Raw genomic sequence first — 12,227 nt, 5'->3', positions numbered from 1 at the left:
AGCTTACCAGTCGTGCTCCCAACGAACGCGAGTCGACGGCCCCACCGAGCTTGTCTCGGTGGACCGATGACTGATTGGCTAGGTCATTAACCCTAGCTTACCAGTCGTGCTCCCAACGAACGCGAGTCGACGGCCCCACCGAGCTTGTCTCGGTGGACCGATGACTGATTGGCTAGGCCGCTAACTCTAGCTTACCAGTCGTGCTTCCACCGAGCGCGAGCCGACGGCCCCACCGAGCTTGTCTCGGTGGACCGATGACTGACTGGCTAGCTCGCCAAGCCCTAGCCCACCAGTCGTGCTTCCACCGACGCGAGGTCGGTGGAGAGCAGTTGGCGAATAGTGGGTCGCCCAGAACTCAATTATTTACTCCTTACTCCTTACCAAATACTTGCTCGAAGATGTGCCTGTTCTGCTCGCGAACTGCGGTGCACATGCTGACCAGTGGATGCGCGTCGAGGCTGGATTCCTCGTGCGCAGGCCAGTCGCTGCGATCGGTGGTTTGCAACAAGAACTGCAATTGATCGAGTTGATCAATTGCGCTTGGTAGTTCATGGCGTGCGGCCAGATTCATCAAACGCAATCCGGATTCGACACGTCGCAACCAGCGGTAGTTGGCAGCTAGCTGCTGACTGCGGGCCGGCTGCAAGAACCCAAACCGCTCCAGCTTGACCAGTGCATCGATCGTGCCGGGTACCAGTACACCAGGTTCCTCTTGAGCGTGTTTCAACTGCAGCATCTGCACCAAGAATTCGATATCCAGCGTCCCACCTTTGCCGCGCTTGATATTGGAAGGGGCTGCCCCTTGTTCCAAGCGTAGGCGATGGCGACAGATATCGCTGGCCAATTCATCACGCCAGGGCAAGGCCACCAACATCTTACGCACGCTTTCAACCACGCGCGGCAGGATGGTGGGACTGGCCCAGACAGGCCGAGCTTTACACAGCGCTTGACGTTCCCACAGCTGCGCTGGACCACTGGAGAAATAGTTTTCCAGATCATCCAGTGTCGCCGCGGCACCGACGCCACCTCCTAGTGGTCGCAATCGTGCGTCGAGTTCATACAGATGCCCGGAAGCGCCAACGCGAGTGATCGATTTGACGATGCGCTGACCGAGTTGATTGAAGAATATGCGGTTGGCGATCGAATCGTGACGACGATGCGGCAACAGTCCGCGCGTCATACCATCGCCTTCGTACAAAAACAACACATCCAAGTCACTGTGATAGTTGGGTTCGCGACCGCCCAGCTTGCCCACCGCCAGCACGATAAACTCGGCCGCCTCGCCTGCCCGCGCGCCGTCGGCCACAATCGGCACACCCAGCTTTTGTACCAGGCGATGATATTCGTGCTCGATCGTTTGCTTGAGACAACCTTCGGCTACATCGGACAATGCTCGGTGCGTATCGACAATATTGTCCTTGCCCAACACATCGCGCACGCCAATGTGCAAGTGCAATGAGTTTTTAAAGCTGTGCAGCACCGGCCCTGGATCATCGACTCCCCGGCATAGCTCGCTGAGCATGCTTTCGATTTGCGATGTACCTGGCAGTCGATCGAGCATTAGCGAATCGATCAATTCATCGATCATGCCTGGATTGGAGGTCAGGATGCCAATCAAGTACGGAGAGCTAGCGCATAAGCGGACACACAAGTCCAGGGCCGCTTGATTGGTCTGGAACAACTCCCACAGAACGGCTTTGCCACCCAGGCAATCGCTGACGCGCCGCAGCGTGGCCAAGGCTGCATCGGGCGATGGAGTATGCGAGAGCGCTGGCAACAATCGCGGCGCAATGGCCGAAAGAAAATGCCGACAACGACGACTGGACAGGAAACTGATCTGCTCTTGCCCCAAAGAAATCAAGTCGCGGTAAGCCGACTGCACATCATGGAACTTGTATGGTCCGAGCTGCCGGGCGATTTCCGCTGGCGCCGGTTGTTGCTGCAAGATCAAGTCGGTTTCGGGTGCCACTTCACCCGAGTCGGCGGTCATACTTTCGCTCAGCAAGTGATTCAAAATACGCGAGTTCAATTTGGTGCGATCGTCCAGCTGCTGACGCAAGCTCTGCGGGTCGGGTTGACCCGTCGCGGTAACAAAGCCAGTAGCGATCAAGAACTGGCGGCGATCGGGATCGGTCGCTGGCAACTGGTCAACACTGTTGCCCATCACGATTTGCAAGCGATGCTCGACGCGCCGCAAGAAACGATAGTTATCGTCCAGCACACTTCGCTCTTGAACCGTCAAACAACCGGCTCGTTCTAGCGCACCCATCGCTTCGAGCGTGTTTCCCAAGCGCACCTCGGGCAGTTCGCCGCCATTGAGCAATTGCAGGTACTGAATCAGAAACTCGATATCTTGCACACCACCTGGACGCAGGTGAACGTGCCCCAGATCGACGTCTGAACCGATGACGCGCTTGCGCAATTGACGTTTGATCGCAGCTATCTCCGTCAAATCGCTGCGGCTGAGATAGCGACGATAGATCCATGGTTCCAATTGCGCTAAGAAGAGATTGGACAGTGAACTATCGCCAGCCACATGTCGAGCTTTAATAAACGCCAAGCGTTGCCAGGTCTGGCCTTGGTTTTCATAGTAGCGCACCGCGGCATCGATGGGCCAAGCGCGCTGCTCGAGTGCCCCTTCGGGATGCAATTGATTATCGACTACATACAGCGATTGATGCGACCAACCGTCGGTGATTAGCTGCACGACGCGTTTGGCGACGCGGTCGAAGTAATCCGGAGCCGGAGTACCGCGACCGCCTTGGAGTGCAGAGACGGCGTCGTGGATAAACATCAAGTCGAGTTGCGGTGCGTAACTAAGTTCGCTGCCACCCAGGGCTCGATACCCCAGCACAGCCATGCGCGCCGGTCCACCATGACTAGCCAGTGGTACGCCAAAACGTGATACCGCCTCGCGCCGCGCAGCGGCCAACGCCGTTTCGATAACAGCTTCTGCCAGGATCGATAATTGTTGCGAAACGGTTTCGATCGGCAGGGCGCCGATGAAGTCGCCAAACGCAATGCGCATCGTTTCGCGCCCGCAAAACGTATGCAGGTTGCGAGCCACCAATTGCAACTCAACCTGGTTCGCATTTTCTGTGTTTAGTTCATCGACCAAAATGCCGCGCGAGACAGGCATGCCTTCGGTCATGCGCAGCAGGTCAAAACTCTCGGGATCGCTTATCAATAGTTCAGACCAGCTTTGGCTGGTCGCCAGAATGCGCATCAAGGTCGGCATGGCAGCCGGGTCGCGTTCGATGAGAGCTAGCAAGGCCTGTGGGCTGCGACTGGCTCGAATGTATCGAGTGAGATTGCTCAGTCCGCGATCGGGATTGGGACTCTCGGGTAAGAGAGATACCAGTTGCCGCAACCAGTTGTGCACCAGTTCGCCTGAAATTCCCAAGGAAAATATGCTAGCCAAATTGTCGCTGGCCACGTCTGCGTTTTGGCAACCAAGTGTCTGGCAGAAACGTTGACGGGCTGCGTGGGAATCGGGTTCCGCCAGCAAATCATCCAAAGCGTCGGTCATGGCGAGCTAAACCTTCGTCTTTTCTGCGTAAATCCAGCTGTCTAAACGACTTAGATTGCCCGCCAGGGCGGCCTTCGTGTCGATTTTACCTCGAAAAACCTGAGAAAGCCGCGAATTCCAGCCCCAAACGGCTTGGACTTCAGCGTCTCATCTCTTGGCAAGAGGCGTGGAGCATCCAAGCATAACCATTGGCTGCCCAGGTTTCGACGGGGCTTGGAAATGTTGTTTTTTTGAAACACGAAAACATAGAAAATACAAAATTGCTGTATATTGGAAACGCGACGGCCCCGCCCAACGGACGACAAAATTCTCCACAACCCCTTGCCGCGCAACGACTTACACTGAAGCCACCCCATCGTTTTTTCTCTTTGGTATTGACATTGCTTTTCTTCCAGTCATTCCCCGACGGACGCAGTTGTCACTGCAACGACCGTCAAGCTGCTCAAGTGCCACAGAGAGGTTTGCTATGAAGAAAAGCTACCGCGGTCGCATGAATGTGGAAGACGGTTTTGACGCTGAAGTCGATGTCATGGCTGACGGCTTTCACGACGCAGCTGAAGAGCACTTTGTCGAAGCCAAGGGGCTGACCAGCGAACTGGACGACGAGATCGTGGCTAACATCAGCGACGAACTGGATGCCGAACTGATCGAAGAAGGTGACCTGGAAGACTTGGAAGAAGAAGTCACCGGTACCAACGATCCAGTGCGTATGTACCTGATGCAGATGGGACAGATTCCACTGCTGACTCGTCAAGAAGAAATCTCTTCGGCTCGCCAAATCGAACGCACTCGCAGCAATTATCGCCACTGGATGCTGGCCACCGACTTCATGTTGCAAGGCGCCACCAAGTTGCTCGAGCAGGTCCGCGACGGCAAGTTGCGATTGGATCGTACGATCGAAGTCAGCGTGACCAACGCGAGCGAAAAGAAGAGCTTGATGCGCCGCATCGGCCCTAACGTCGCGACGCTGCGTAGCCTGTTGCTCCGCAATCATCACGACTACTACACGGCCATCAATCGCCGCCTGGACAAGCAAACTCGTCGCGAAGCTTGGATTCGCCTGGTTCGTCGCCGCAACCGCGCTGTGCGCCTGGTCGAAGAGATGAATCTGCGAACCAATCGCCTCGAACCGCTTTTCACCAAGCTACAAGACATCTCGGCTCGCATGCGAACGCTGCGGACGCAAGTCAAGGTCGCACGCGCTTCGGGTTATGCCGAAGGTCAATCGCTCGCTCAATTGCTCGACGAACTGCGTTACCTGATGCGAATCACCTACGAAAGTCCAGCCACTCTGGATCGCCGCGTTACTCGCGCTGCCATGCATCGTCATGAATACGATGCAGCCAAGCGTGACTTGAGCGCTGGCAACCTGCGTCTGGTCGTCTCGATTGCCAAGAAGTATCGCAATCGCGGGTTGAGCTTCCTGGACTTGATCCAAGAAGGCAACACCGGCCTGATGCGAGCTGTTGACAAGTTCGAATACGAACGCGGTTTCAAGTTCTCGACTTATGCCACCTGGTGGATTCGTCAAGCGATCACTCGGGCTATCGCCGATCAGAGCCGCACGATCCGCGTTCCAGTTCACATGATCGATACGATGAGCAAAGTTCGCCTGGTAACTCGTCAACTGGTTCAAGAGCTAGGTCGCGAACCCACGGTCGAAGAAACCGCTCAACGTGCTGGCCTGTCGATCGACGATGCTCGCGTCATCATCAAGATGGCTCGTCAACCTCTGTCGCTAGATCAACCAGTAGGTGATCATGACGACAGCTACTTCGGCGAATTCTTGGAAGATCATCGTGACGACGATCCGTTGTACGAAGCTAACCAAGAATCGCTCAAGCATCACATTAACGAAGCCATGCAAACGCTGAACTATCGCGAACGCGAAATTCTGCGACTGCGATACGGCCTGGCCGATGGTTATGCTTACACGCTAGAAGAAGTCGGACGGATCTTCTCGGTAACTCGCGAACGCGTGCGTCAGATCGAAAGCAAGGCTGTTCGCAAGCTGCAACAACCTTACCGCAACAAGGCTCTGATGAGCTTCGTGGACGGCGTTGAACCGCTGCCAGAAAACTCCAACCCTGAGCCTGCTGGCAACTAAAGCGGTAACTCTTCCGTAGAGCGGCTGTACCCAGCCGCTCAGCACCGGCTAGCTCTGCAACTTCAAACCACGGGTGTACTCTCGGTCACTCGCTCGGAAGAGTCTCTGGTTAGAGGGTTCTGAGCAGCTGAGGACAGCTGCTCTACGATTGATAAGGTTCCCTCACCGACTGCGCAGCTGTCCGATGCTTACGGCCTTGGTGCCGCCGACGACGATGTGGTCGATGACGTTGATGCCGATAATCTTGCCGGCAGTTTCTAGAGTTTGCGTGACTTCAAAATCTTCGCGACTGGGCGTGGGATCCCCGGACGGATGATTGTGTACGAGCAACACAGCTGAAGCGGCATCGCGAATCGCCGCGCGAAAGACCTCGCGCGGATGGACCAGGCTGGCGTCGAGCGTACCTACGGTGATCTGGTGAGTTCGAATCGGGAACAGTTTCGTATCGAGCGTGACGATATGAAACTCTTCTTGTCGTCGATCAGCTGCCAAACGTGCGAAGGTACGACAACAAAACTCGATCGCTGCGCTACTGGAGTTGATCTTCATCGGCGGTCCGCGGTCGGCCCGCATCGCTTCAGCCACGCGTCGTCCCAATTCGATACCTGCCATGATTTGACAATACGCCGTCTCACTAACAACGCGACTGACTTCTTTCATCTCCGCCGGTGAATACGATCTCAGTACATCCAGGTGATCGCCCGCGCGATTGGCAATGCGCTCACCAGCTTCCAGAGCCGATTCGCCTTTCTGCCCGGTGCGAATGAGAATCGCCAATAGCTCGGCGGTGCGCAGGTTCTCTGCTCCGCAGCGGAGCAAGCGCTCGCGTGGTCGTTCGGCCAGCGGTGTTTGCGTTATCTGCGTACCGCAGATCTGCCGATCGATCCAGCCATCAATCGACGCCTGTTCAGGTGGTCGTTTCCAGCGATAGTGACTGGACTGACCCGTGAAGATCTCTTGCAAGAAACCTTCGCTCACAAGTTGACTAAGCACGCGAGAAACGAACACCGGTTTCGTTTCGAAGGCTTCGCGGGCCAAATCATCAACCGTGATTTCTTCCCAACCCATTGCAATTCCCAACACTCGTTCATAACGAGCGCGGCGTTCCTGGACCGTTGCCTGAGCCATGACAAGCGACCTTGCATTCCTACTGCTGATGGTTGTGAGTCACCCACCCACAACCGCCACATCATAGCGATATCAACTGGGCAATAAACAGGGGGCAGGTCTCTTTTTTTCAGGGCCCTTAAGCACGTGGACACGTCCAATTTGGGAGTAGGGCACTCTTCGTGTCAGGGCGAATTCAGCCATGAACGAACTACAAAATCACCTCAAAACTTCTCGGGTAGTGTGGGAGGCAATGGCTCCAGCGATGCAACGGGAGGCCTGAAAAAGACCTGGGAATTGACCGACTCTGTAGGGGTCTTGGAGCGTATCATCAGGATTGTCGCGCAGACAACCGCGGCAATACTGCTGGCAGCAGCGGCCAGCCACACGATGATCAGCACCGAGGTAGGAACTCCGTCAACTCCCGATGACCGGCTGGCTGCCGTGAATGAGGCACCACAGCCGAAGCTCACGATCCAAAAGGAAATGTAGAACGCGTTGTGCATGAATTTAGCATGATGATTCGCGGAACTCGGCTCCTGCCAGAGAATCCCCGACTCGAAAGCCTTGATGCGTTCCAAATGCAACAGTTCCCGATTCTTGCGAACCTGGAGAACACCGAGATAGGTAAACCAAAGGCCGGCCACCAATAGAGCTGTGAGCAAGCCTACAGCTACCGCGATCGCAACCCAGTAGAAGGTTAGAAGCGTATCGGTGGGTAGCGGTTTTTGCGCCAACAGAAACATCGTTGCACTTTCGAGTCTAACAAGCGAATCTCACTTCGAGCAGAATTCGATCATTTCCGGCGACTATCTTAGTTTGGCCCTAAGGCCTCCGCAATCGTCGGATAGAGGACAAGCCGCCTCATAGCGCAGTGGCTGCGAACTTAATACCTATATGGTCGTGCGGTCCTTTTAAAACGCAGAGAAGGGGAGACGTAGACCAAAAGCGCAATCACAACGGCAAACGACTGCAACACGCATCAGCCAGAAGAGCATAGGAGGCGGAGCCTCCGAGGCAGTGCGTGCCCAGGCAGAGCCTGGTCACGAGGGCAGGGGGTACGCGCAGCCGATTATTGTTCTTCAATAAAGCCGTGGTAACGTCCCATGTAGTACGGCAGCAGAAACACTGTTCCGCTGGCCAACTCGCGGCCGTTGCCGGGATGGTCGATGCGCCAAGCGTCGGTGTTCCAATGATTAAAGTGCCGATTCTCGATCGGCAGTACTTTGCCATCCACACAGTACCCACGCACCACGGTTTCGCTGGTCCGTGGGCGACCACCGCGTACACGCGGCAAAGCGATCAAGTCCAATCGATGGCTGTTCTTCTGAGGCCAGTCCAATCGATCGAGTGGAAAGCCGGTCAAAGTAGCCATTGAATCTTCTAACCAGCCATCCCATGGATCCAGAGGTATGCTCGAAAACATGGTGCGATATTCATTGCCCAAGCCATGATGAGCGTAAGCAAAGTGAAAGAAAGGATTTCGCGCGGTGCTCAGCAAACTCCAATAGGCGAACATCGAAAAACGCATCGTGGTACGCAGCTGTTCGTCTTTGGCATATTTCAGTAACGAGTAAAAGTTCATTATCGCCATCTCGTCATCCGACTGGTTGCCGCTACCGGCACCGAATTGAACTTTAGCCACCATGGCGTTAGCTTCGTAACTATGCTTTTTACGTAAGTACTCCAGAGCCTCGGTATACTTCTGGTCACCCGTGACATGTTCAGCAACGACGAGATAAGCCAGGATGCTTAGACTGTTTAGCCCACGACCTTCCCACCACTGCGGTTGTTGATTCAAATTCTCAGGATTAAAAACTCCCCAACGTGTTGTCTGGCCATCGATGTCCACTAGTTGATAATTGTGACTGATTAAGTGATCCGTCAGATCGCGCACCACTTGTCGCACACGCTCTTTTTCACTTTCGGTGTCCGCGACCAGATCGTAATACAACGGCAAGAAGAAATAGTGCCCATCCAGTTCGTCCGAACTGGTGTCAGACTTCCAGTACCACTTGCCATCGGCACTGGTTGGCCAGCGAGGTTCATAAATCTTCCAGCCGCGGTCGCGCAATTTCATCTCGCGGTCGCGTTCCACTCGACCGTCATTGGGATTGGGGCCGTCGGTGGGTAGAATCGTCCGCGCGATATAGCCCCGCGGTGGCGAGTGACTGCCTCCTTGCGTGACCGTTTGTAAAAAGCGGATCGCTTCAAACGCCTGTTTGGCTGCGGCTCGATGTTTTTCGGAGCCAGTGACCGCGGCGGCAAAACATTGCGAGGCCCCATACATGGCCGTCCACAAGCCATCGTTATCGCTATCGTGATAAATGATCTGCGAGTAGTCGCCAGGCGCTCTCAAACTGACTTCGCTCGTGTAACCGTAAGGCGTGCGTTTGATATATGCATCGATTTGCTGCTCATAGTGCGCTGCCTTCTCCGCCAGTGTCATGCTGCGACTCTTCAGAGCCGATACCCCGCCATCGGTCGCCAACCATGGCGTTCCGTCCTTGGCCACGGCCAGGCTGCGCAATTCATTGCCTGGCATAAAGCGAGGTCCTTCGCGATAGAAGAACTGGCCATGGCTGTAGCCAACCAGGCCAATGCGTGTACCGAACCAGACTCGCCCGTCTTCGCCCGCGGCCGCACACGTAAAGTCGTTGTAGGGCAACCCATCGCGCCCCTCATAAAACTTCCAGCCTTCAGCGGTACGGCAAGCTAGTCCTGCCAGCTGTGCAATCCACAACTGCGACGATGCATCGTACACCACTGCTCGTACGTCTTTAGTGGACCATTGGCGACCCAGACTGTCATCCACGACCAACTGGCTCCATTTGCCATCGGCGTATTCGAACGCACCATCGCTGGCGGCGGCGGCAATACGTCCATCTTTGGCCGCGCTAATGCCCACGACTTTGTGCCCGGCCAGTCCCAGCGATGATGGCTGACCACCCTCGATGACTTGCACTCCATTATCACTTGCTAATAGTGTACGATTGCCGACGATGAGTACTTGATTGGCAGTCGGAAACTCGACAGTCGTTTCAACGTGCCAGTCACTCTCTTGCGTCTGCAAGGGTAAAGTCAAGTGAGATCCACCAGCTTGAACGTGCAGTCGGTCACTTGCGTCGATGTACAGCAGTTTCGCGTCGACTAATGGCTGTCCAGCACCAGCGGTAAAACTTACCGGAACTTCTTGTGGATATTTGCCAATGGTTACGGAACGAACGGGTGACTGAGCACTGGCTGTTATGCAGCAGTTCATTGCCAATAAGCAGCCACAAATCCAGTTCATTAAGCGTGGTCGATAGTTCTGGCGCATGACTCGATCTTCAAAGGTGCGTTGTCGTTCATGATGGAAAGTGAACGTTTACTATAGCGACCATTACACCGTAAAAACATTGCCGTCCAACGTGGGCCAAAGACCTTGTCCTTAATGGCATCAAACAAGCACTAGTTACACCGGAGTGCGCTACAGTTCTTCGCTAGGCAGAAAGATTTTCTTTTTGAACTATCGTGCACCACCGATCTCCACACCCTTTGGAGCGCCAGTTTGCATGCCGTATGATCTGATGACTCTACAAAAGGCGAGATCCAAGCGCATCGCCTTGGCTTGGAATGCCTAATACGAAAGCCGTTCGCGGAGTCGTACCAGGAACAGTTCAACATCGCTCAACTGAGCGTATTGTTGTTCTACCGCGATGGCTGCTGCCGGATCGTTGGTGACGATTTGATCGGCACCTTTGACCATCAATTGGAACATGGTTTCGGGACTATCAATTGTCCAAACTGCGACTTTCATCTTGCGAGATATGGCTTTCCGCCGCAACTGGTCAGTAAACACGGACTGACTCACGCTGAGCAATTGCACGTCGAGCCTGGTGATGTCACCCAGGCTGGTCGAAACCAAGAAGCCTCTCCGAATGCTGGGCTCAATTTGCCGAACCTGTTCCAGAGCTCGATACTTTAGCGAGATGAGCTCGCATTGATCGAGCATCTCTTTGGCACGTAGTAGTTCGAGTACCTTGATGGCCAAGTGTTCATTCCATCCATAGTATTTCAGCTCGATACTCAAACGAATCTTGTCGCGAGCTGTTTCCAGGAATTCTTCGAGCGTGGCCAGTCTTTCCTGTGGCAGGGCCAACGGGTGCTTCGAACCAATGTTCACTGCTAGCAACTCCGCATCGGTCGCCTTGGAAACTTCCAGTGGTACGGCTGCCAAGCGCATCAGGTCTCGATCATGGACCACGAATATAGTTCCGTCACGACTCAGTTGTACATCAATTTCGGCCGCGTCCGCACCTTCTTCGATGGCTAAACGCAAGGCACTCAGCGAGTTCTCCGGAGCGCGAAGTGCCCCAGCGCGATGAGCCACGATCTGCACATCGTGCTGATCGGATAACGATAAGGCTTGCTGAAACGAGGAGAACCCCAAGACCAGGATTGTCACTAACACTGCCACCGCAAAGCCCACTATCCGTTTGAGCGTCAACGTCGCTTGGCCATCGATCCCCTGAGCGACTTCAACGCGAGCACCAATCCCAAGATACGCTTGCCACTTCCCTGCCACATGCCAGCACTGATCAATCGACGTCAAGGCAGAGGCAATCACCGAATGAATGATCAACAAACCTGTCGTCACTGTCACGCTGGTCGTCTGGTAATGATCCATGGCATCGAAGCTGACATAAGTCAGGCAACCAATGCTCAGCACACCTACAACTGAACACACGGATCGCACCGTAAGCCAAACTAGCATCGAACGCCAAATGACTGGGCGAGCCTCTCGGGCTCGAGCACTCTGTCGGAGTGCTTCGTTAGCTTTTAGGTTTCCAACAAGCAACCAGGGTAATGACAAAAACCAACGCCACACGAGCGTCAGCTGAATACAACTAGCGATGACAACAAGCAGTCCCGCAATACTGATTGCCAGCCAGAACTTTGGGGGCCAATTCGTCAGGTAGTAGTTGATATCCGCATCGGTTAGCAAGAGCCAATAGGTTGCCCAGGCAATTAAAAGAAACGGCGCCAGGACGGCCAGCATAATCGCGATTTGAATGGTCGCTAACCGTGCAATCTGCGGCAGCTTCGCCGCCGCGCGCAGAATGGCCCCCATTACGCGTCCCGCCGGATCAGCCAGCACATAGAGAATGCAGGCCTGTTCAAAATAGACCGTGCCCAGGTACGCCGCAGGTATCAAAACAATGCTGGCCCAGCCAATCGGACTAATTGCAAAACCGATTAAAGCTGTGTTGCCAATTGCCGGATTGCCTTCCAAGCTCAGGAGCCAACCCAGCAGAGCGCCGATGGCAGACGAAAAGAGAATCACAGAGCCGATCTTGAGGAAGAACTGCAAAACGCACAGAGACCGCCAACGCCCCAGCACACAACCGCTCATGCGTCGAAAACAACCGCGAAAACTCACTGTTAGCCCTGAAGGCTCTCGGAGGGCAGTCGGGAGGCCATCCATCGTAGGCTCATAACAAA

General features: G+C 54.7%; 6 protein-coding genes. 1 reads left to right on the top strand and 5 read right to left on the bottom strand.

The window, feature by feature from the left end:
- Positions 1-370: 370 nt before the first annotated feature.
- Positions 371-3,529 carry a [protein-PII] uridylyltransferase family protein gene (locus SH573x_RS09130; RefSeq protein WP_479354352.1) on the bottom strand — a complete coding sequence of 1,053 codons (3,159 nt, stop codon included), beginning with the start codon at positions 3,527-3,529 and terminating at the stop codon, positions 371-373.
- A 466-nt stretch (positions 3,530-3,995) separates the two neighbouring features.
- Here SH573x_RS09130 and SH573x_RS09125 point away from each other — a divergent pair, with 466 nt between their 5' ends.
- Positions 3,996-5,636, top strand: a complete 1,641-nt coding sequence (locus SH573x_RS09125; protein ID WP_479354350.1) for a sigma-70 family RNA polymerase sigma factor — start codon at positions 3,996-3,998, stop codon at positions 5,634-5,636.
- A 162-nt stretch (positions 5,637-5,798) separates the two neighbouring features.
- On the opposite strand, the gene radC is transcribed toward SH573x_RS09125, so the two are convergent.
- The 4 genes from radC to SH573x_RS09105 all read right to left on the bottom strand — a co-directional run bounded on the left by radC (position 5,799) and on the right by SH573x_RS09105 (position 12,165).
- On the bottom strand, positions 5,799-6,764 hold the full coding sequence (gene radC, locus SH573x_RS09120; protein WP_479354348.1) for a RadC family protein: 966 nt from the start codon (positions 6,762-6,764) through the stop codon (positions 5,799-5,801).
- Between the two features lie 203 nt (positions 6,765-6,967).
- The gene (locus SH573x_RS09115; protein WP_479354347.1) at positions 6,968-7,489 is read right to left on the bottom strand and encodes a hypothetical protein; all 522 of its coding nucleotides are present in this window, start codon (positions 7,487-7,489) and stop codon (positions 6,968-6,970) included.
- Between the two features lie 326 nt (positions 7,490-7,815).
- Complete coding sequence (locus SH573x_RS09110) at positions 7,816-10,062, bottom strand: hypothetical protein (protein ID WP_479354345.1); 2,247 nt, start codon at positions 10,060-10,062, stop codon at positions 7,816-7,818.
- Between the two features lie 300 nt (positions 10,063-10,362).
- Positions 10,363-12,165: a glycerophosphodiester phosphodiesterase gene (locus SH573x_RS09105; RefSeq protein WP_479354344.1), complete on the bottom strand. Its 1,803-nt coding sequence runs from the start codon at positions 12,163-12,165 to the stop codon at positions 10,363-10,365.
- Positions 12,166-12,227: the final 62 nt, after the last annotated feature.

This window comes from Rania fehmarnensis (genome assembly GCF_056494185.1).
Note: the sequence above shows the minus strand (reverse complement) of the source record. Positions and strands in the feature narration are given on the sequence as shown.